This window comes from Mycobacterium sp. ABE4_509, from assembly GCF_056160785.1.
The window spans coordinates 1-21257 of record NZ_JBSWXU010000096.1 but is presented as its reverse complement, the minus strand read 5'-3'; the positions used below and the strand labels follow the sequence as shown (position 1 = coordinate 21257).

The following is a 21257-nucleotide window of genomic DNA, read 5'->3' as shown; positions in this document are numbered from 1 at the left end:
ATCTGGAAGGCCCCCGCCCAAGACATCATCACCAAAGTCCAACGCGGCCGCGCCACCCTCCACCAGATCAAAACGCAGACGGACCACTAGCGAGCCACGGTGCGAGAGTAACTGGCTCGGGCGAGTGCACGGGCGTCCAATCGAAACCGTCTTCGTGTAGGTAGGTGGTTTGGGCTAACCAGAGGGTTCTCTTCAGCACTTCGTCGGCGAGCCGATTCAAAGCAAGCTCAATATCGTCGTCGGGCTGCGAAACATTGCAGGGTAAGGAAGGTACGTGATCCATGAGGAAGGAACCCCGTTCTTCACCTGCGGTCAGCGCATACATCCCAACAATGGGCACGTCGTGGCGCTTCGCCGTCAGCACTTCACGTTGTGTCCACTCCCGACAAGAGTATTTATCCGTGCGCACCATCAGCAGCGCACAGTCGGAAGCGTTTTGATCGAGCTCGCGCTGCCATTCCGCACCAGTCTGCAAGTCTTGTGCGTCGAAAAAGGTCTGCATGCGCGTGCGCGCTATCACGTTCCGAACCGCCTCGTATAGGGCTGGGCCTTCCTGATCAGCTTCTTCGAGCGAGTCATGTTTTGTGTGACTTACAAAAACTCGAACTCGCGTTGCCGATCCCGTATCAGCTCCGACGCGTTGAGCTATCGCCTGACTCACTTCACGGCCAAGTGCACCTGCGCTCGCAGAGCTTCCCCTTGGCAAGGCCTGTATCGGTCCAAACGCCTCCGCCAGACGCGTACCCCCGATTTCAGAACTAGGACTCACCATCGGGAATATCCCGATGCTCGCGGACCTCGCCAATGCTAAGAAGTCATCTATGTAGGCAGTCCACGAAGCGTCGTCGCGGTAGGCCCGAGCCATAGCGGTGCTCAAGACAGGAACGATGGCGTTGAACTGCGCACTCGGCAGGTCACCAGCAAGCGGTGCGTTCAAGCCAAGCGGCCGAGGCGCTGACTTGAGCGACTCCCAACCCGTGGACCGTGCGTAGACCTCGACCGCTCCTCCCGCAAGTCCTGCAAACGCGGGACTATGGAAGTGCTCACTTAACCAGTCGAGGACCACCCCTCCGACCGCATCGTCCGGATGCCACACCACAAACACGTCAAGAATCGGAGGAATCGGCATGTAACTCAGGCTACGTGGACCTGCAGGCACTAGTCGGCGCTGAGCTCAACTTGTCGGTGGTGAGGGGTAGGGTCTCTCGTATCAAGAAAACATGGAGGTGAACGTGTCGTCATTGCACAACGTGTTCATAAGTCATCGTCATGAGGACGACCGGTTGCTAACGCAACTGCGAAACCTACTGTCAAGGAACGGTTGCGATATTCGGGACTCGTCAATCAACAGCACCAACCCCAACCAGGCCACCTCAGACGCCTACATCAAGACGATCCTGGCGGACCGCATTCAGAGATCGGGCAAGATTGTAGTTTTGGTGTCGCCCGATACCAAGAACCATGAGTGGGTGGATTGGGAGATCGAGTACGCAAAGAGATTTCCAGACAAACGGATTATCGGCGTCTGGGCGCCAGGCGCCGCGGAGTGCGACCTGCCACGAGGCCTCGAAGAATACGCCGACGCAATCGTGGGCTGGAATGCTGAAGCTATAATTGGGGCAATCAACGGCGAGGACAATTGGTCCACTCCAGCTGGAACGCCGCAACCCATGCGGAATATCCCGAGGGCTAAGTGCTGATAAGCACCTCTGGCCCGAGAGTTTTTAGCTACATACTTCGCTTCGATATCGGATTCGCACCCAATCCGTTCCACGGGTACTGCACCCTCGCCACCTGCAAGCAGGAGATTCGGTCAAAAGCACAACTTGGAGACTGGCTGATGGGCACGGGCTCGAAGTCGCGGGCCCTCGGTGGCCACCTCATCTACGCAATGCGCGTTGATGAGATACTTACCTATGATGACTACTGGGTAGACAGCAGATTCTTGAGAAAAAAGCCAAATATGTGCGCCAGCCTAAAATACGCTTTCGGCGATAATATCTACCACCATGGGAAGACTGGCGATTGGATTCAGGCCAACTCTCGTCATAGTCTTAGCGATGGATCACCAAATCCCGGACATATTGAACGTGATACGAAAAGCGACAAAGTACTTATCTCTGAACATTTTGTGTATTTTGGAGACCGGGCTCCGGAAATTCCTCCACATTTCCGTACTGGCTACCCTGTCGATGTCGTGCACGACCGGCCATCTCATCGCTGCAACTTTCCCGAGGGGCTGGCCCGGTCGCTGGTCTCTTGGTTCGAGACGTTAGGCGGTGGGATCCAAGGGCGACCATGCGACTGGCCCTAGCGAATTACAGCACGGTTATTTGCTGCCGACCTATGCACAGCTTGCTGGTAGTGAGAGCGGGCCTGTGACCACGCTCAACGCCGTAGTAGTCAACAACCTGCACCTGGCAACGACACAACTAATCCCCAGATACTCCTCCGCTATGCACAGTGCGACTAACAGGCCACTTGCCTTACGTTCAACTCGACACACTGGCACAGCGAGAGCGGACTCCATGACCTTGACCAACGATGGATGCCACCGGCCCGGAAGACAAGCTGGTACAGCGAGCCCGCCCGACCCGCTTGTCGAACTGAGACTGAACGATCTTGCCGACTGGGCAATGGGCTACGCAGGAGCGGTAGCGAGCCTCATCGACACTCCTACATCGAGCGACCTCTTCCTCCTATCCCAAGCCGCAAAACTCACGGAAGAGGTCGGAGAGCTTCACGCAGCAATTTTGGGCCGGCTGAAGCACCAACGGCCCGACAAGATAATCCACGAAGCGACCATCTCATCCGAGGTCGCGGATGTGATCATATGCACTGCTGTCATCAGTCAAGTGCTAAAGATCGATGTGGTGGACGCCGTCCGATCGAAAATACATACCTTAGAAGAACGCGTGAAGTCCTTCTCGACCGCTGAATCCGAAGACAACCTTTAAGAGAATAGCGGTAGCACCAAGCCATCGGTGTGGCGGGCTGGACTCTTCGCCCACATGTTCTCGTTTATGTCCCATTTCGGAGGAAAGAAGTACTCGATCTCGTTGGATTCTGGCGCAAACCTAGCCTTGATACGCTTTCGCGAACTCTCCAGATGGGGTACCGCAACGCGACAATACTTATCTGTCTCGCAAAAAAGACCTTGGCAGTCGATGGCATGCAGCCTCCTACCGAATAGTCCGCCAAATTCAAGACCCAATTTCGCAAACTCTTCCTCTTGATTATCAACCATCCACGCGACTATTTCAGATGGGTTCATACCGCCAGTATCAACGAAACACTTCTTGATCCCCCGAAGCGCGCCTGGCCCCGCTTGGGTGAAATCGTCCTCGTCAAAATTGATGAGCTCACTGTAATTTAGATCAATGGCAAGTTGATAAGCCATGAAATCGCCAATCAAAGGGTACTCGTGCAGTACCCGGTAGATCTGCTCCAGCGATCTACTGGAGAGCAATTCGGCAGACAACTTATCCCAAATGAACATATGGCGCAACAATTCGATATGATTCAAGTATTTCAACGGCTTTCCGTAGAAATCGTTTGCACATAAGATAAAGGCATTAGTATAGATGGTCTTATTTCGCGAAATCGCCGCGCCGATTGCTTCCGCAAACCGGTCGCATGCCAGGTCGTCAATCGTTGGTTGGTGGCCCAAATAATCGATAACAGCTTCCCAGGTTGAAATCTTGCTGAACAACCGAAAGGCGACTATCCGAAAAAGCACATTTTCAGGAGTGTCACTACATGGGCTGTAACAGATCGAACGAATCAAGTATTGACTGACCCTATCTGCAGCGCGAAAAACGTTGCAGAACTTGAATTCTCGCAAGATTGGGTCGCTCGACCAAGGCCCTTCCTCGCCCATAAAGCGGCGGTCAAAGGCCGCCTGACGCTCAACAGCAAACTTCCAGTAGAGTTCGTACACGCCCGGCCTGGGAATGGGGCGCCGCGCATCAACCAACATAGTTTCCTCTTTTTATTCTCAGCGCTGCCGGTGAAACACTCCGGTGCCGTGGAGGTTGAAGTACCGTGAGTCGTCGAATAAGGACTGAGCGGCTATGCGTTCGCCCAAAGTATACCTAAATTTATCTACGCCAGTGAGGTGGTCGAAAACAATAGCCCCTCCGACTACAGTTTGGTCTTTGACTGCGTCAATAGCTGCTACTGCGGAACTATAATTATCGGTGTCGATGAACGTAAGGATGAGATCCCTATTTCGAAGAATCTGTGCCGAACTGACTATATCCCCGGCGATCAATTCAATGTTCCGGCCGCTGAGATAATTCTGAACTGCACCCTGATCTGTAAACTCACAGTCTGGATGGTCGTACATATCGAGCGGACTCCGCCGTGGCGGGAAACCATCGAACGAATCGAATCCGATAATTTGCCAACACATTCCGAGGGACTCGATAGCCTTGGAAAGGAACATTGTTGTGCCGCCTTTGAATACACCAAACTCCGCAACCGCGCCGTCCAACTGTAGCCGAGCCGCATTAACAAGGCATTGATATAGATGCACTAATGTGTTTGGGTAGCCGTTGGCGAGCGACGGAACCAGTAAGTCGGCTGTCAACTTGGAGAATATGGTGTCCCGATAGGCCAAATGTCCATAACCTGCGACGATCACCTTGGGTGCGCCCTTTATGAACGGAAGAGCACTCTTGAGGATGTCTTCCTTATCTTCGTCCCCGGCAACTACTATCGCTTCATACTCGACTAGCCCGATCTCATCCAAGGCCCGAATGTCGAATGGAAAGGAATGTGTAGGAGATACTTCGTCTCGCGGTACATATATCGCGTCGATGACCGCCGAAAGCCCAGCCGATTTCAAGTGGCGATATATCTTGAGTGCCTCAAGGCTAAGTCCCAAGATAGCGATGCGCGTAACTCCTGAAAGGATCTCTTTCTCGATGTCTTCGACTAGTTTGTTGAAATCTTTCTCGTCCATTACATCAATCTTTCCTTCGGCGCATTCCGGCGTTAGAGGAGCGGGGTCTTTGAGTATGTAAGCTTTCGCGCGTCCATGTCTATCAACAAGTAGCCTCCGGCATTCTCTATCAGCTTCCGCATGGCTATGAAGCCTTCAGATATTGCGCGACGCCAGAGCCAGGACGGTGCGGAAGATACCTCCAACCCGAGCGTCGCCGCTTTTGCGATCTCGACACTTTCACCGTCAACCGCTGTTTCTTTTAGAAAGCCCATGCGGCGGGTAGCTAGACGCGAAAGAATTGCCGCCAGGCCCTCTTCGGCAAATATTGCGCGGGCTCCGTCTTCACATTCGTCGACCGCCGGATCTGATCGACGCTTCAGCCTCAAGAGAGAACGCGAGTTTGGAGACCATCCCAAGGCTGCTAGGAAGCCGAAATGAATTGCGTCGTGGTACCGATAGCCGTCCGCAATGTGCGAGTTATCCGTCAGCGGATCTCCGAGAACTTCCCCTATCTTAAAGCCAGCTAGCTTGTCATCCGCAACGCTAATCGGGCCGTCAGGAAAGGCGTTTGGTTCGACAGTGGTGAGACGCATAGTGGCGGTAATGGCACCGTCGCGTTCCTGCTCGACAAAATGAAACTGCAGCTTCCTGGGGAAGCGCTCATGTTCTGGGAAAGAAGCGTCGTATAGAGGGAGGCTCGCGAAATCAGGGTCCTGGCCGGTAACTAAATAGCGATCACGCGCGCGAGTCAGATTTTGATCTGCGATCTCGCCAAGATCCAGTTGTGAGGCAGTGGCCACCGCTGCGGCGTACCACAATAAATCGCCCAATTCTTCCTTAAGTTGTTCGATGTTCTCGTTGAGGTCAATATGATCTCGCAGATAGCGCATGTAAACGTTGAGAATCGATCCACTTTCATAGGCTAGCCCAAGCAGCGGTTGCACTGCTGCGTCTGGTCCCCCTAACGGCAGCAGACTGGTCTCCTTCGCTTTCTCCTGATACTCGCTGATATCCACGGTTCCCCCTGTGTTATGCCGGATGCGGCCCGGCTCTAGACTCCATCGTCTCACTGGCGGCTCTTCTGAGACCTTGTCCACGCGTTGGAGCTGAGGATATTGCAACCGAGATGCTCTGGGGTTGAGGCTTGCCGTGCCGCCGGGAGCCAAGAAGGTGTTGCGGGGACATCGACCTACCGGCGAGTCTCAGTGGCCCCCTAGCTGACATCACACCTAGTCCGCCCTTGGACTCTGCCAAGACGCCAACGGAGTTACGACCTCGCCCTTGACCGTGTACGGCGTGGCTCCATCACGACACCACTTAGTCGGCGCATACTCACCTGTTCCCCCATGGCTATGCGCAATCGAGGCGCGAAGGATCATCGACCTGCCGTCCAGCGTATCGAATGGTTAGTGTTCGGATGCTGCCGAAAGGGGTGGATATCGTGAGGGCCGGTTGCGGGAACCCGCGAAGACACCTTCGACATGTCCAGCTGGCACTGCAAAGCCTTGCTCTTGTTCGCGTCGTTGATCCCGATAGTGCCCGGGATAACTCGCCGAATGATCGTGTCGCGGGTGGGGTCGATCCGGCCGAATCCGATTTCGCAGGTCGGCGTCGGAAGGCGTGAGCCCGGCCGCACGCAGCTTCATCGCGATATCCGGATACTGACCACCACTTCGTCAGCGGGTCGCATTTGCTGCGGTAGCCCTCGCCCCACTGCATCCACTCGATGGCAGCTGCTCGCTGCTCCTCGTCGGTGATGTACCCGATGCACTCGGCCATATCAGCGAGGTAGTGGCGCAGCCGGCCTGCCAGTTCCCATTCCCTCATGTCTGCGATCAGCCGCTCCCCCAGCGTTTGCTGCACGTAGGCCTGGCGGGCGAGTTCGTCTTCGGGTTCTTGCCGTTTCTGTTTCTCGATCTCAGTTAGTCGCTCGACTTCGGTGCGCTCGGTGTGAATGAGTGCCCAGCGCTCGAACAGGGTCATGACGTCCGGCAGCCGCGACTCCAGTGCGATTGTCTTGGTGTCTGCCCACGAAACCTCTGAGGAGTACCGGCTGTCGGTGTTCAGCGTGATCGACAGCCGCTTGGACGGCACGTAGTCATGGGTCGGAATCCGATACCACGACTCCCGCTTGGCCCTCTCCAGTTCTTTCATCGTTACCTCGTGCGGCACCTTGTCCTGCAGCTGCGTGATGCCGATCCCGCACTTGATCGGCGTCACGCCGACGATCACACATCCGGGCAGCTCAGCGGGGCTCTGGTACCCGTATCCGCGCTGCTCCCGCTTTGGTGCCTCGTTCACTGTGTAGCCGCGTGCTTCTGCCTCGCGCGCCAGGGCGTGAAGCAGTCGCAGGACACGCTGGCGCTGCGGTGATTCGATCGAACTGAGCCGGTTCTCGCTTCGCAGCGCCGCAACCGCGGGATGCCAGCGCCCAATGCGGTCGGCGGCCACTACCTCGGCTGGTGGCAGCGTCTTCCACTCGGCGACCGATGACAGCCGAAACACCTTTTGGTCGTAGCTGGCGCCATCCATCAGAATCACTTGCTGGCCGTTCGGTGCCATCTGCCGTCTGTTTATGATCGCGACCAGATTGCCGTAGTTGGTGTCATCGCCCTTCGTGTTCAGTTCGAGGACTCCACCTGCGTTGATGATGTCCTGCAAAAACTTTCGGGTCGGCGTGGGATCGCCGGGACCGGGGCGGGTGAGCGAGCGCTGCGGCGTTCTTTGCTCTGAATGTGCCAACCGAATCGCGCGGCTGTGTACGACCGGCGCTTGTTCGGGAAGTGATCGGTCGGGTAGTCACCGTGCTTTAGGTAGTAGGTACCGGCGGGTCCGATCGTCGCCTTCCAACCACCCCGCTTGTTGACCGTGACCTGGCGCCTGTTCTGCAGGGCGGCGGCAGTCACCTTATAGCCGGTGTTGGTCCATTGACCGTCGGGACAGCCGTCACCGATCCACCGAAGCACATCGAGCTGGCGTGTGTTGAGCGGAGTGTCCAGCGCCATGCAGTGATTCCCGGCGAGCGACTACTGCGGCGCGATCCGGGCAATCGACGGCGCCAGCCTGCGTACACATGCCTAACGGCGAACCTCGGCGAGGTGCGTTCAGCCAGCCCACTGGGGCGGGTAAGAACGACATATGAGGAGTCGGCTCAATTTGATGGAAGCGGTGAAGGCCGAGATAGTGCAGTGCCAGCGCTGCGACGGCATGAACATCCACGACGTGACGCAAGCGTCGCCGGGCTACGGCTCACCCGAGTCGCCAGTCGTTGTCGTCGGGCAAAGCTTGTGCGGCAAACCTTGCATGCGAAAGCAGATCCCATTTACCGGCGGCAGCGGGCGGTTCCTCAATCTTGGCCTCGAACGCGCCGGACTGGCCAAGAGTGACATCTTCACTACCAACGTGGTGCACTGCCATCCGCCGGCCAACCGAGCGTCGCTCCCCCACGAAATAGAAAACTGCCGCCCATTCCTTCTCCAAGAGCTAGAGATCATCCAGCCCCGTCTGGTCATCGGTCTTGGGAAAGACGCGTCGGCCACGCTTCGCGATGTCTACCCAGAGGCCGACGAACTCCCTTGGCCGTTTACCGCACCTCGCGGCCGCCAACGAACGCCGGCACATCCCAGGCTGCTGGCGGTTCCCCATCCCTCATGGATCAAATGGCAGCCCCATGAAGAACGTGAAGAGTACGTCGAGGGCCTGGCTCGGGCGCTTCGCTGGGCATTTCGAGGGAGTAGGTAGGGGTGTCGGAGCTGAGAATGCCGCTGGGCGGCTGACCCCGCGGCAGTCCAACTTTTCATCGAGGCACCGATTTCCAGGACGTCATGGGTATCACGATGTTCGACGCGATCGACAGCGCGCGTCGGGCACTCGGAGACGATATTCAAGAAGAGGTCGACAGGTGGCTTCAGAACGGGATGGACGGGGAATACGCGAGCGTCTCTCGCGACGAGCGCCCGAGCTCGAACTCAATCGGGATATCGGTATCCGAGCTGCGGTACGGGGACGACGACGTAACCCTCTCCGGCGAGTTTGACGGGACCTTTATCGCGGAGGTCGAAGAGTACGACCCCGATCCCGAAAAGTAGTCCACCTACCGAAAGGCCGATTTCGACGTCGCTGGAGACTTCTCAGTGACGCTTACAGGCCAGGACGTCACCGACATTTGCGTAGTCACCGCCGGGCCCGACGAGAACGAGTGGCGCGGACGCGCGTCGAGGATGCGGTTCTACGACGAGTAATCGGCGGCCACACGCGTGGTGAACACCGATGCGGCGCCGCCCTCATGGGGCGAACCCCTCAGGTGGTTGTTGTCCGACTGTCAGCTGATCCCGACACTCCGCGGCTAGGTTCGTCGCCGACTCTCCAACGCAGCTACTATTCGAGCTCGACGACCTGTCCGCCGGCACACTCGCTTCGGGCTGCCGTCACGAACTTGTTGCGCGCCGCCAAGGCCACTGACCGTACAACGTCTTCCGCGGCTGCTACGGCCAGCGAGGGCAGCTCGCGTAACGCACACCGCCCGTTGGCGCCGACCGATTCGCTCCCACGCCTTTCACCTGGGCTCGATTGAGTGGGCATGGGCGCATCGCGCCACCCGGCTTGTCGTGCAGGTGCATAACGCTTCCTGGTGTCAGCGGCACGTGAATTCTGACCCCGGCGCGGCAAGGTGGTTTCTAGGTCTGGTCGCAACACTTCTCTAGATTCTGGAGGTTGTGTTGGCATCGTCGCGTCGGGTGAAGAAGGGGCCGGGGCGTCGTCCGCAGTCGGCCAAACGTCAGCGGTTCATGGAGTTGCGGGCCCGCGGGTGAAGTGTCCGCGCGGCGGCGCGGGAGGTCGGTGTGTCGCGGTCTGCGGCGACGAACTGGACACGCGGTTACAAGACCTACCGCAACGGTGTGGTGGTCGGGTTCGTTCCGCCGTTGGATCGCCTCGCGGTCCGGGAGATCAGCTCGCGATACCTATCCCAGGACGAACGTATTGAGATCGCCGATCTGCGCCGTGAGGGGCTGAGCCTGCGTGCCATCGCCGAGCGGCTCGGCCGCGCGCCGTCGACCATCTCTCGGGAGCTTCGGCGTAACGCCGCGGCTGGCCGCCAATATCAGCCTTTCCGGGCCCATCGTCGGGCGACCGCCCGCCGCGCTCGCCACCATCGACGTCGCATCGACATCAGCGAGCAACTCAGCACCTTAGTTGCCGAGTTGCTCGGTCAGCGGTGGAGTCCGCAGCAGATCAGCCGGCACCTGCGCCTGCGCTTTCCCAATGACCGGTCCATGTGGTTGTGTCACGAGAGCATATATCAGGCTGTCTATCAACCGAATTCGCGATTCGTACGACCTTCACGGTTAGCGCCGCACCGTCGCTCACCATTACGCACTGGCCGCGATCATCGCCGCGCACACCAGTGCCAGAAGCGCCGGCGGCCGCGGTTTCAGCAGCCGATGCTCACCATCCACGATCGGCCTTTCCCTCCCGTCGACCGGTCGCAAGCCGGGCATTGGGAAGGTGATCTCATTATCGGCGACAATCATCTCTCGGCGATTGGCACGCTGGTCGAGCGCCAGACCCGCATGCTGCGGCTGGTGCATCTTCCCCGTGCTGATTCTGACTCTTTGCACGCCGCATTGGTGGCGCGCATGCAGGATCTGCCGCCAACGCTGATGCGGTCGATCACCTGGGACCAGGGCACCGAGATGGCCCGCCACCTGGCCACCAGCGACAAGCTCGGCGCAGCGGTCTATTTCTGCGATTCCCGATCACCCTGGCAAAGGGGGAGCAACGAGAACACCAACGGAGCTTCGCGACTATTTCCCCAAAGGCGTCAGCCTCGCCGGGCACTTGCCCGAGCACCTCCTGGCCGTCGAGAACGAACTCAACAACCGCCCCCGCATGGTCCTACAGGACCGTTGTCCCGCCGACCTATTCACCGCCCTGCTAGCCTCACCGCGTCCGTCGGTGTTGCGACGTTGACTAGAACCCACCCCGGAGCAGGCTGCTCAGGATTCAACCGGAGCCGACAGGTCGTGCCATTCCTGGCGCCGGCGACCGCTCAGGCCGGTACCCCTAGTCATTCATCAAAGGGTGGCCGCGTCGGCCCGCAGCTCTGCCCTATCGGGGCCGCATCACCCCCGAACGACCCAGCACCAGTCCGGGTACCTCTGCCGCCTGGTTCAGGCGAACTGCCGCATGCCGCGAGTTCTTCGGACTTGGGGGCGTGTCGCAGCATGGCGCGAACCACCGCGATGTCCGTCTCTGTTCGCGCGGCAATCGCGCTCAATGTTTCACCGCGGTCCTGCATGTGGGCGACCGCTGCGCCGGCTTTGGCGCGGTGCACGGCCGCCCGCTTGGCCGCTTCGGTGTCGACCTGCTCGCGAAGCTGGGCCAGACGTTCCTTCTTCCAGGTCTCAACTTCGGCAACCCTGCCAACTGCGACCAGGAAGTCGGCGGCATCGTCGATGTTTGCCTTGTCCCGAGCAGCTCGTTCCTCGTTGGCGCGCCGGGTTGCGTCGCGGGCCCGTCGCCGTGCTTCCACTTTGGATGTTCTCGATGAGGTCATGGTCGGGACCTTAGAAACCAGTGGCGCGAGCTGGCCACCACCACAGCCACATTCGTCGAAATCCAATTTGCCGCCCCCTTCTGCGACGCTCACTGCTTTCTACCTGCTGCCCCGCTCTCCCGCCGCCGCCCGCGGCCCCCTCAGCACACCCTGTCCAAGCCCCCTTCTGCAGCACGCCCATTAACCGCACACCTCTTGCATCCAGGTCCTGAATTCTGAGAGTTCCTTGAGAACAGCCGGTTTGGTGTTGGAGATTTTCGGCTTCGGCTACGTAGTGTTCGGCGCATGCGGACATTCGGAGGCGCATCATGGTGATGACCCTGCACAAATTGACCGCTGGGGACGGCTACCAGTACCTGGTGCGACAGGTCGCCGCCGCCGACCGCACTCAACGGGGCTGCTCGACGTTGGCCGACTATTACTCCGCTCACGGCGAAGCGCCGGGACGCTGGGGGGGCCGAGGCCTGGCCGCACTCTCGGACACTGGCGGCACCGACGTCAGTGCCGAAGTTCACGAGACGATTTGGGCCGTCGCGCCGGGCTCGGTCGTGTCCGAGGAGCAGATGCGCGCCCTCTACGGAGAGGGCCTGCACCCCAAACGCCGAGCGCATCATGAACCACGTCGCCGGGCATGGGGTCCGAGCTCAGCACGCCGCGGGGCAACTCGGGCGTCGATTCCAGGTCAGCCGCGGTGAACCAGAGTTCATCCGCCGACTCGCGTTGGCGTACCGCGAGTTCAACACCGCCCTCGGCGCCCAGTGGAACGCCACCATCGACGCCGAGGTCCGCGCCCGCATCCGTACCAGGATCGCCCGCGAGCTGTTTGGCGAGCAGTACGATCGCCCACCGGCCGATGAACGTGAGCTATCCGGGTTCATCGCCCGCAACACGCGTGCGGCCACTACTGCCGTTGCCGGCTACGACCTCACCTTCTCCCCCGTGAAATCGGTCTCGACGCTGTGGGCCATCGCCCCGCTCCACGTAGCTGAACAGATCGAGTCCGCCCACGATGCCGCAATCAACGATGTCCTGGAGTGGTTGCAGGACACCGCCGCCTATACCCGGGTCGGCGCCAACGGCGTCGCCCAGGTCGACACCGAGGGGCTCATCGCTGCGGTGTTCACCCACCGCGACTCCCGGGCCGGTGACCCCGATCTGCACACCCATATCGCGATCTCCAACAAGGTCTCCCACGTCGACGAGAGCGGCGTGCGTCGCTGGCTCGCGTTGGACCGCCAACCACTGCACCGCATCATCGTGGCGGCCTCGGAGATGTGCAACACCCGCCTCGAAGCCCACCTGATCGCCGCTCTCGGTGTGGACTTCATCGACACCTCATGCGGGCGGGGCAAACGACCGGTCCGTGAAGTTCGCGAATCAGGTCATAGGCCGGACGAGGATCTGGGTCGCTATCGTCGATCCGCACGAGGTCGCCCGGCTGGATGCGATGAAAAGCGAGGGATCGACATTTTCCTCCGAGGCCGATATTCCGCACCGTGAGGACGTTGAGCACGGCTACATCACCTCTACTGCTACCTATTTCGACATTCAACGGCCGGCGATCAGCAACCAATCATCGATTTCTGACGATACGTGCGCGCCTTGCTCGCATACCAGCAACGAAACAGATCGATCGGCGCCTGACTCCTGTCTCGCACTACAGCGGGCGACTGGGTGGGTAGGTCGGTCGGGTCAAGGGATCATCATGGCGGTTGCGACCGCAGCTGCAAAAGACGTTCCGTAGATCTGTTCGGCGTGTCCCGAAGGGGACGTGATGGTGCCGAAGCCGTCCTTTTTCATGCCGCCGGTGGCGTGGACGGGTGCGATGTGTTGCGGGACTCTGACGTTGTATGTGGTTGGCTTCTCATCGAAGTCCCAGGCGCACACAACCGTTGCGCCAGGAAGTTGCGCCGGATAGCCGAACCCTTCGTTTGTGTCAGCGTTTCCCGCCGCAGCAACAATTGTGGGGACACTCCCGCTCCCAACGCAGATGTCGAGAACCATGGCGAGGCTACCGCCCAGCACCGTCATGCATCCCGGAGCGCCCTGGGCGGAAAGACTGACGTTGACCACGTCGAAAAGTCTCGACCACAGAGCGTAGGTCATCCCGCAGAGCAGTTCATGGCTGGTCTGGTTACTGTCGTCAACCACGCGCACGGCGGACACTATCGCGTTGTTGTCGATGTGACGGATCAGATCGGCAACGGCTGTCCCGTGGCCAAGTTTGTCATCGGGGCTAACTTTGGCGGCCCGGCCGCCGAGGAAGTCAACCATGTATGTCTGGGTGCTGTGCAGATCGCCTGAGTCGACGACTGCCACTCTGTTTCCCGGCGCGACGCCGATGGCGGGGTCTGCAACAGCATCATCGACACGGTTGAGGTCAAGGCTGACCGTGGGACGCTGCTTTCCCGCCGCCGGCTGCGCAGGTGCACCGCAGAGGCCCACGCGGTGCACCGGCTCGACCCACACGCCCATACCGCGGAGTAGGAGCTCCGCTTGAAGCCGGTCGGGGAAGGGAACATCCGGCGGGTAGTCGAGTAAAGCGTGTTTGGGCGCTGCCCGGTCGAACTCACGATTCGTAGGTAGACCGCTCATGTCGGTGGGTTTCGGAGGGTGGTCGGCGAGTCCATATTCACGGACGGCGCTCAGTCCGGCCCAAATTTCCACGAGGCCATCGACGGCGAGGCCGGTGCCGGTGAGGCTTGCGGAGCCGGGGACGGTGTTACACATGGGTCATCCCTTGCATGTCGAGGCTTGCTGGATTGTAATAACGTCAGACAACGGGATCGATTCGGTGGTGCTGCGGGGGCCGTCAGTCACCGACACACGCAAGGTCGCATTGGCCGCCTCGACAAACTTGCCACACACGGTGGTGTGCGCACCGCCGTTTGCGGTGTCGGCATAGCTCACGCTGATCGAGAGCGTGGTCGAAGGCTGGATCCAGAAGATGCCGAGCGCGGTGACCATCGCGATCAGTGCTGCGATTGCACACACGATGGCAAGGCGCAGGCGGGCAGTCACCTTCGACAGCCGGTTCCTAATCCTGGCGGCATTCTTCCGCAAATCCTCGGGGCTCTGGTTCGGGACACTCTTGGGCAGTCCGTAGGCCGTGCGGTAAATGAGCATAATGGCAAGTGCGGCAAGCAGGACGGCCATCGCGACTGCCCCGAATGCGCCGATCCGCCACGACTGGTCCAACGTCTTGACGGAGTCCTGGGAAAGGACCACAGTGGCCAGCCCAAGAGTCCCAGTCACGGCAGTGATACCGGGGATCCATTTCGCGACGAGCTCCCGATACCCGTCCTGGTTCTTTTGGTCTTCCGCATCGACGAGCACGACATCGGCAAGCACCGCCGGCTCGGTGACGGGCTCCAGCTTGTAGTCCTCCCTGCCCTCCTCGACTAGGTACGGCCGGGCAAACCAGCTCGCGCCGCACCCTTGTTGTTCGTTCTGTGGGCGCCCCTCATGGTCATGACCATGACAGTTGCACCGAAATATGGACGGGGCACTCAATAGGCCCGCGTCTGGTCGCTCCGCCGTTGCAGTCACCAGAGTCCTGCCTGTCAGGCTGTCTTCTACCAGGTGCTGACAACTCGGACATGTGCCGGTGAACACCACCACTTTGGATTGATAGTCCGGGCCGCCCGTCCAGTCATTGTCCACGGGGAGGTCAATCACTTGGTATCTCCACGCAACGCTCACGGTGGCAATTCTCGCCCACGAAACTCGTCAATACGCTGCGCGCGGCGATTCAAATTGCACCTCATCCGGCAGGTGGCTGCGCAGCGTTGTAGTGCCAGCGCTGCGTACCTCCGCTTCGACCTGCACCCGCACCGGATTCCGCAGCAAGTCGCGCGGCATCGGGTGCTCCTCGTCGACTCGCTCATCTAACTCGCTCATCTAAGGTGAGCGGGTGCAGCGCAACGCGTCGAAGGCGGCGGACAAGATCGGCCACCACAGAGTGCTTTCTCGCTGGTCCGCCTCGTTCGTGGCTATGACGGTAGGTGGCAACCCTGACACGTAGATTGGGCACACCTCTGCCCCCGTCGGCACGTTCTTGGCACAGTGGGGGTTCTTGAGGGGCGGCGCTCAGTCACAATACTCTGGCTTGACCTGCGAGAACCTTGGTGGGCGCGGACGGTATCGAACCGCCGACCGCTGGTGTGTAAAACCAGAGCTCTACCACTGAGCTACGCGCCCGATCGCAGGGCAGGTTACATCGCGCGGGTGGTCAACCGGAAATTCGCGGTGCCGGAGACCAGCCGGAGGCTCAGGCCCGCAGTGTGTCCAGCGCGGCCGCCCAGACCGCACCGTCGCGGGCCTCACCGGGCTGGCGGCAGTCGGCGAACCGGATCACACCCGTCGCGTCGACGGCGAACGTGCCGCGGTTGGGGTAGCCGGACACCTCGTTGAACACCCCGTAGGCCCGGCTGACCGCACCGTGCGGCCAGAAGTCCGAGAGCACCGGGAAGGTGAACCCGCGCTGACCGGCCCACACCTTGTGGGTCGGTGACGGCCCGACGGAGACGGCCAGCGTGGCCAGATCGGCGTTGACGAAGTCGCCGATGTGGTCCTGGATGTCGTCGAGTTCGCGCTGGCAGATGCCGGTGAACGCGAGCGGGAAGAACACCAGCAGCACGGCGCGCCCGCCCAACAACTCCGACAGCGTGACGGGCTGGTTGTTCTGGTCCTTGAGCGTGAAGTCCGGCGCCTGATCCCCGACCTGCATCTAATGCCGGCCGGCGGCCTTGGACTTCGGCTGGACCAGGCGGGTGGCGATCCAGTCCCCCAGGTTCGCCGAGGACGTCTGCATCAGACCCGCGGTCGGGGCGGACTCGGCGATCTCGGCCGGTTGGACGTGCCCGGGTTGGCCGGTCTTGGGGGTGGCCACCCAGATGACGCCGTCGTCGGCCAGCGGGGTGATGGCGTCCATCAACGCGTCGACCAGGTCGCCGTCTCCGTCTCGCCACCACAGCAACACCACGTCGATGACCTCATCGGCGTCCTCATCGAGGAGCTCGGTGCCGCTCTCCTCCTCGATGTCCGCCCGGATGTCGTCGTCGGTGTCTTCGTCCCACCCCAACTCCTGCACAACCTGATTTTTTTGGATGCCCAGACTGCGGGCGTAGTTCGGGGGGTCACCCGCCGACACCACGGTCAATCCTCCTTCAGCCGACTCGACACGGCGCAAAACTCGCCACGTTCTGCTCTTATCGTCGCACGACCCGGGCCCACGGCAAGCCGCTGGCCGCAGACTTCATCGATATGCCGCATCGCAGCGGTCCAACGCGGTGGTTTTCGACGCGTTCAGCTCCGCGATCGCGGCGTTGAATTCGTCGGTTCCGTAGTTGGCGGCGATCGCGGTCGCCACCGCCCTGGCGGCGTCGACCCACCGGTTGAGTGCGTCGCGCAGCTCGGGGGTCAACGGCTCGGAGATGTTGCGGGCGACGACGTCGGCGCTGAGGTTCAGCGCGTCGATCGCCGGGCCGGCGGTGCGGCCGACATCGGCGGTGTTGGCGTTGAACGCATCGACATAGGCGTTGACCGCGCCGATCGCCTCGGCGCTGCTCGAGCTCAGCGCCTCGCATACCGACTTGACCGCTTCGGCGGTCAGCGAGGCCTGGCGCTCCGATTCCCGGGCACTGGAGCTGGCGGCGGACTCCTCCATCGACGCCGACACCGACGCCCGGTACACCGGCGCGTCGCCGGCCGAGACGGCGGCTTCGCCGTCGGTGACGCTGGTGCAGCCCACGATGATCATGGCCGTGGCCGCCAGGGTTCCGGCGACGAAGGCGGCAAGCCGGGCACGGGGGGTGCGCAGCCAGCCGATCAGCACAGTCTGCAGACGTTACCGCCTCGGCTGGGGCTTGACCCTGCGATCCCCGCGTTCGCCGGGTTTGAAGCACCCGCACACCCGGCAGTGCGGATGAGGCAGGATTGGACGAGGATAGAGTCCGCGCGCGCCGACGAGGCGGGGGAACCCCTCGCCGATCGATGCGCCAAGTACCCCGCCTAACAAGGAGCGGAAGTTGACGACCGAGTTCGTGCGCCAGGACCTGGCTCAAAACTCCGGCAGTACAGCAGAACCCGATCGCGTCCGCGTCATCCGCGAGGGTGTCGCGTCGTACCTGCCGGACATCGACCCCGAGGAGACCGGCGAATGGCTGGAATCCTTCGACGACCTGCTCGAACGGTCGGGCCCGGCGCGGGCGCGCTACCTGATGCTGCGGCTGCTGGAACGCGCCGGTGAGCAGCGCGTCGCGATCCCGGCGCTGACCTCCACCGACTACGTCAACACGATCCCCACCGAGCTGGAACCCTGGTTCCCCGGCGACGAGGACGTCGAGCGGCGCTACCGGGCGTGGATCCGCTGGAACGCCGCGATCATGGTGCACCGCGCGCAGCGGCCCGGAGTCGGTGTGGGCGGCCACATTTCGACGTACGCATCCTCGGCCGCCCTCTACGAGGTGGGCTTCAACCACTTCTTCCGCGGCAAGTCCCACCCCGGTGGCGGCGACCAGGTGTTCATCCAGGGCCACGCCTCGCCCGGCATCTACGCGCGCGCGTTCCTGGAAGGCCGGCTCACCTCCGACCAGCTCGACGGGTTCCGTCAGGAGCACAGCCACCCCGGCGGCGGGCTGCCGTCCTACCCGCACCCGCGGCTGATGCCGGACTTCTGGGAGTTCCCGACGGTGTCGATGGGCCTGGGCCCGATGAACGCCATCTACCAGGCCCGGTTCAACCACTACCTGCACGACCGCGGCATCAAGGACACCGGCGACCAGCATGTGTGGGCGTTCCTCGGCGACGGTGAGATGGACGAGCCAGAGAGCCGCGGGCTGATCCAGGTGGCGGCCAACGAGGGGCTGGACAACCTGACCTTCGTGATCAACTGCAACCTGCAGCGTCTCGACGGTCCGGTGCGCGGCAACGGCAAGATCATCCAGGAGCTGGAGTCGTTCTTCCGGGGTGCGGGCTGGAACGTCATCAAGGTGGTGTGGGGGCGCGAATGGGACGCGCTGCTGCACGCCGACAAGGACGGCGCGCTGGTCAACCTGATGAACACCACCCCTGACGGGGATTACCAGACCTACAAGGCCAACGACGGCGCGTACGTGCGCGACCACTTCTTCGGCCGGGATCCCCGGACCAAGGCGCTGGTCGAGCCGATGTCCGACTCCGAGATCTGGAACCTCAAGCGCGGCGGTCACGACTACCGCAAGGTGTATGCCGCCTACCACGCGGCGATGGAGCACAAGGGTCAGCCGACGGTCATCCTGGCCAAGACCATCAAGGGCTACCAGCTGGGTTCGCACTTCGAGGGCCGCAACGCGACCCACCAGATGAAGAAGCTCGCGCTCGACGATCTCAAGCAGTTCCGCGACGCCCAGCGCATCCCGGTCTCCGACGAACAGCTCGAGAACGACCCGTATCTGCCGCCCTACTACCACCCGGGCCCGGAGGCCCCCGAGATCCGCTATCTGCTCGACCGGCGCCGCGCCCTGGGCGGCTTCCTGCCCGAACGGCGCACCAAGGCCAAGGTGCTGAAGCTGCCCGGCTCCGACACCTACAAGGCGCTGAAGAAGGGTTCGGGCAAGCAGGAGGTGGCCACCACGATGGCCACCGTCCGCACGTTCAAGGAGCTGCTGCGGGACAAGAACATCGGTAAGCGGATCGTCCCGATCATCCCGGACGAGGCGCGCACGTTCGGGATGGACTCGTGGTTCCCCAGCCTCAAGATCTACAACCGCAACGGCCAGCTGTACACGGCGGTCGACGCGGAGCTGATGCTCGCCTACAAGGAGAGCGAGGTCGGGCAGATCCTGCACGAGGGCATCAACGAGGCCGGTTCGACCGCGTCGTTCACCGCGGTGGGCACGTCGTATACCACCCAGAACGAGCCGATGATCCCGATCTACATCTTCTATTCGATGTTCGGGTTCCAGCGCACCGGTGACGGCTTGTGGGCCGCGGCCGATCAGATGGCCCGCGGTTTCGTGCTGGGCGCCACCGCCGGGCGCACCACGCTGGTCGGTGAGGGGCTGCAGCACGCGGACGGTCACTCGGTGCTGCTTGCGGCGACCAACCCGGCGGTGGTGGCCTACGATCCGGCGTTCGCCTACGAGATCGCCCACATCATCGAGAGCGGCCTGCAGCGGATGTACGGGGAGAACCCGGAGAACGTCTACTTCTACATGACGATCTACAACGAGCCCTACGTGCAGCCGGCCGAACCCGAGGGGCTCGACGTCGAGGGGCTGCTGAAGGGCATCTACCGCTACCGGCCCGCACCGGAGAAGAAGACCTACACCGCCCAGATCCTGGTGTCGGGGGTGTCGATGCCCGACGCGCTGCGCGCGGCGGACCTGTTGGCGACCGACTGGGATGTGGCCGCCGATGTGTGGTCGGTGACCAGTTGGGGCGAGCTCAACCGCGACGGTGTCGCGATCGAGAAGGAGGCGCTGCGCCACCCCGAGCGTCCGGCAGGCACCCCGTATGTGACCGAGGCGCTGGCCGATGCCACCGGCCCGGTGGTCGCGGTGTCGGACTGGATGCGCGCGGTGCCCGAGCAGATCCGGCCCTGGGTGCCCGGCACGTACGTGACGCTGGGCACCGACGGGTTCGGGTTCTCCGACACCCGGCCCGCCGCGCGCCGCTACTTCAACACCGACGCCGAGTCGATCGCCGTCGCCGTGCTCGAGGGCCTGGCCCGCGACGGCGAGATCGACATGTCGGTGGCGGTCGAGGCGGCGCAGAAGTATGAGATCGACGATGTGATGGCGGCGCCGGAGCAGACGTCGGACCCGGGCGTGGCCTGAGTTGGAGGTTTCCACCAGTCGCCAGGCGTAGATTTTAGGGGTGCCCGACAACAATCGGTTCGTTCCGCCGAAGTCCACCGTCGAGGTGCTCGAGACGGTGCCGGACTCGGTGCTGCGCCGGCTCAAGCAGTACTCGGGCCGGTTGGCCACCGAGGCGGTCCATGTCATGGAGGAGCGGCTGCCGTTCTTCGCCGACCTGGAGGCGTCGCAGCGGGCCAGTGTCCAGTTGGTCGTGCAGACCGCGGTGATGAACTTCGTGGAGTGGATGCGCGACCCGCGCAGCGACGTCAGCTACACCGCCCAGGCCTTCGAGGTGGTGCCGCAGGACCTGCGCCGGCGCATCGCGCTGCGCCAGTCGGTGGAGATGGTGCGCGTCACCATGGAGTTCTTCGAAGAGGTGGTGCCGCTGCTGGCCCGCTCCGAGGAGCAGCTCACCGCGCTCACCGCGGGCATCCTGCGCTACAGCCGCGACCTGGCGTTCGCCGCGGCGACGGCCTACGCCGATCAGGCCGAGGCCCGCGGCGCCTGGGACAGCCGGATGGAGGCCAACCTGGTCGACTCCGTGGTCCGCGGTGACGTCGGCCCCGAACTGCAGTCCCAGGCTGCGGCCCTGAACTGGGACGCGACCGCACCGGCGACGGTGATCGTCGGGCTCCCCCGGCCCGGCCGGGCCGATGAGGCAGGCGAGGACGTCCACGACGTCGCCAGCCGCAACGGCCGCGGGGCGTTGTCCGACGTGCACGGCACCTGGCTGGTCGCCATCGTGTCGGGCGGACTGTCTCTCACCGACCGGTTCCTGTCCGACCTGCTGAAGGTGTTCGACGACGGTCCGGTGGTGATCGGCCCGACGGCGCCCACGCTGGGCGCGGCGCACCGCAGCGCCACCGAGGCGATCGCCGGGATGAACGCGGTGGCGGGCTGGGCGGGTGCGCCG

At 62.0% G+C, this 21257-nt stretch carries 19 protein-coding genes, 1 tRNA gene and 2 pseudogenes; 9 read left to right on the top strand and 13 right to left on the bottom strand.

The window, feature by feature from the left end:
* Positions 1 to 67: 67 nt before the first annotated feature.
* Positions 68 to 1129 carry a hypothetical protein gene (locus tag ACXAID_RS19020; protein ID WP_475023767.1) on the bottom strand — a complete coding sequence of 354 codons (1062 nt, stop codon included), beginning with the start codon at positions 1127 to 1129 and terminating at the stop codon, positions 68 to 70.
* Between the two features lie 91 nt (positions 1130 to 1220).
* On the opposite strand from ACXAID_RS19020, the gene ACXAID_RS19015 reads away from it, so the two are divergent.
* From ACXAID_RS19015 to ACXAID_RS19005, 3 genes are all read left to right on the top strand, one after another.
* Positions 1221 to 1700, top strand: coding sequence for a TIR domain-containing protein (locus tag ACXAID_RS19015; protein WP_475023766.1), 480 nt, complete (start codon positions 1221 to 1223; stop codon positions 1698 to 1700).
* Positions 1694 to 2314: an Nmad2 family putative nucleotide modification protein gene (locus ACXAID_RS19010; protein WP_475023765.1), complete on the top strand. Its 621-nt coding sequence runs from the start codon at positions 1694 to 1696 to the stop codon at positions 2312 to 2314. Before ACXAID_RS19015 ends, ACXAID_RS19010 begins: the two co-directional genes overlap by 7 nt.
* A 214-nt stretch (positions 2315 to 2528) precedes the next feature.
* Positions 2529 to 2957 (top strand): MazG nucleotide pyrophosphohydrolase domain-containing protein, encoded by a 429-nt coding sequence (locus ACXAID_RS19005; protein WP_475023764.1) that lies wholly within the window; start codon positions 2529 to 2531, stop codon positions 2955 to 2957.
* Here ACXAID_RS19005 and ACXAID_RS19000 read toward each other — a convergent pair.
* The 4 genes from ACXAID_RS19000 to ACXAID_RS18985 all read right to left on the bottom strand — a co-directional run bounded on the left by ACXAID_RS19000 (position 2954) and on the right by ACXAID_RS18985 (position 7690).
* Complete coding sequence (locus ACXAID_RS19000; protein WP_475023763.1) at positions 2954 to 3979, bottom strand: nucleotide kinase domain-containing protein; 1026 nt, start codon at positions 3977 to 3979, stop codon at positions 2954 to 2956. The genes ACXAID_RS19005 and ACXAID_RS19000 overlap by 4 nt on opposite strands.
* Before the next feature lie 18 nt (positions 3980 to 3997).
* Entirely contained in the window at positions 3998 to 4966 is a 969-nt protein-coding gene (locus ACXAID_RS18995) for a TylF/MycF/NovP-related O-methyltransferase (RefSeq protein WP_475023762.1), read from the bottom strand.
* Between the two features lie 32 nt (positions 4967 to 4998).
* The gene (locus tag ACXAID_RS18990) at positions 4999 to 5964 is read right to left on the bottom strand and encodes a hypothetical protein (protein WP_475023761.1); all 966 of its coding nucleotides are present in this window, start codon (positions 5962 to 5964) and stop codon (positions 4999 to 5001) included.
* A gap of 334 nt (positions 5965 to 6298) precedes the next feature.
* Complete coding sequence (locus ACXAID_RS18985) at positions 6299 to 7690, bottom strand: hypothetical protein (RefSeq protein ID WP_475023760.1); 1392 nt, start codon at positions 7688 to 7690, stop codon at positions 6299 to 6301.
* Positions 7691 to 8107: 417 nt separating this feature from the next.
* Here ACXAID_RS18985 and ACXAID_RS18980 point away from each other — a divergent pair, with 417 nt between their 5' ends.
* From ACXAID_RS18980 to ACXAID_RS18970, 3 genes and pseudogenes are all read left to right on the top strand, one after another.
* Complete coding sequence (locus ACXAID_RS18980; RefSeq protein WP_475023759.1) at positions 8108 to 8689, top strand: uracil-DNA glycosylase; 582 nt, start codon at positions 8108 to 8110, stop codon at positions 8687 to 8689.
* Positions 8690 to 8784: 95 nt separating this feature from the next.
* Positions 8785 to 9036, top strand: a complete 252-nt coding sequence (locus ACXAID_RS18975; RefSeq protein ID WP_475023758.1) for a hypothetical protein — start codon at positions 8785 to 8787, stop codon at positions 9034 to 9036.
* Positions 9037 to 9666: 630 nt separating this feature from the next.
* Positions 9667 to 10918 (top strand): annotated as a pseudogene (locus ACXAID_RS18970) (IS30 family transposase).
* A gap of 97 nt (positions 10919 to 11015) precedes the next feature.
* Here ACXAID_RS18970 and ACXAID_RS18965 read toward each other — a convergent pair.
* Positions 11016 to 11597, bottom strand: coding sequence for a hypothetical protein (locus tag ACXAID_RS18965; protein WP_475023757.1), 582 nt, complete (start codon positions 11595 to 11597; stop codon positions 11016 to 11018).
* A 215-nt stretch (positions 11598 to 11812) separates the two neighbouring features.
* Between ACXAID_RS18965 and mobF the strand changes: the two are divergent.
* Positions 11813 to 12875: pseudogene (gene mobF / locus ACXAID_RS18960) on the top strand (MobF family relaxase); the annotation flags it as partial.
* A gap of 321 nt (positions 12876 to 13196) precedes the next feature.
* Here mobF and ACXAID_RS18955 read toward each other — a convergent pair.
* The 7 genes from ACXAID_RS18955 to ACXAID_RS18925 form a co-directional block, all read right to left on the bottom strand.
* The gene (locus tag ACXAID_RS18955) at positions 13197 to 14234 is read right to left on the bottom strand and encodes a S8/S53 family peptidase (RefSeq protein ID WP_475023756.1); all 1038 of its coding nucleotides are present in this window, start codon (positions 14232 to 14234) and stop codon (positions 13197 to 13199) included.
* A gap of 3 nt (positions 14235 to 14237) precedes the next feature.
* On the bottom strand, positions 14238 to 15182 hold the full coding sequence (locus tag ACXAID_RS18950) for a hypothetical protein (RefSeq protein ID WP_475023755.1): 945 nt from the start codon (positions 15180 to 15182) through the stop codon (positions 14238 to 14240).
* Positions 15183 to 15233: 51 nt separating this feature from the next.
* On the bottom strand, positions 15234 to 15365 hold the full coding sequence (locus ACXAID_RS18945; RefSeq protein WP_475023754.1) for a hypothetical protein: 132 nt from the start codon (positions 15363 to 15365) through the stop codon (positions 15234 to 15236).
* Positions 15366 to 15629: 264 nt separating this feature from the next.
* Positions 15630 to 15704: transfer RNA gene (locus ACXAID_RS18940), tRNA-Val, on the bottom strand.
* Positions 15705 to 15774: 70 nt separating this feature from the next.
* Positions 15775 to 16233 (bottom strand): peroxiredoxin, encoded by a 459-nt coding sequence (locus tag ACXAID_RS18935; protein ID WP_475023753.1) that lies wholly within the window; start codon positions 16231 to 16233, stop codon positions 15775 to 15777.
* Positions 16234 to 16659, bottom strand: a complete 426-nt coding sequence (locus tag ACXAID_RS18930; RefSeq protein WP_475023752.1) for a DUF3052 domain-containing protein — start codon at positions 16657 to 16659, stop codon at positions 16234 to 16236.
* A 102-nt stretch (positions 16660 to 16761) separates the two neighbouring features.
* Positions 16762 to 17340, bottom strand: coding sequence for a hypothetical protein (locus ACXAID_RS18925; protein WP_475023751.1), 579 nt, complete (start codon positions 17338 to 17340; stop codon positions 16762 to 16764).
* Positions 17341 to 17533: 193 nt separating this feature from the next.
* Here ACXAID_RS18925 and aceE point away from each other — a divergent pair, with 193 nt between their 5' ends.
* Positions 17534 to 20323 (top strand): pyruvate dehydrogenase (acetyl-transferring), homodimeric type, encoded by a 2790-nt coding sequence (gene aceE / locus ACXAID_RS18920; protein WP_475023750.1) that lies wholly within the window; start codon positions 17534 to 17536, stop codon positions 20321 to 20323.
* A gap of 40 nt (positions 20324 to 20363) precedes the next feature.
* On the top strand, positions 20364 to 21257 hold an 894-nt coding region (locus ACXAID_RS18915), incomplete at its 3' end, for a PucR family transcriptional regulator (protein WP_475023749.1).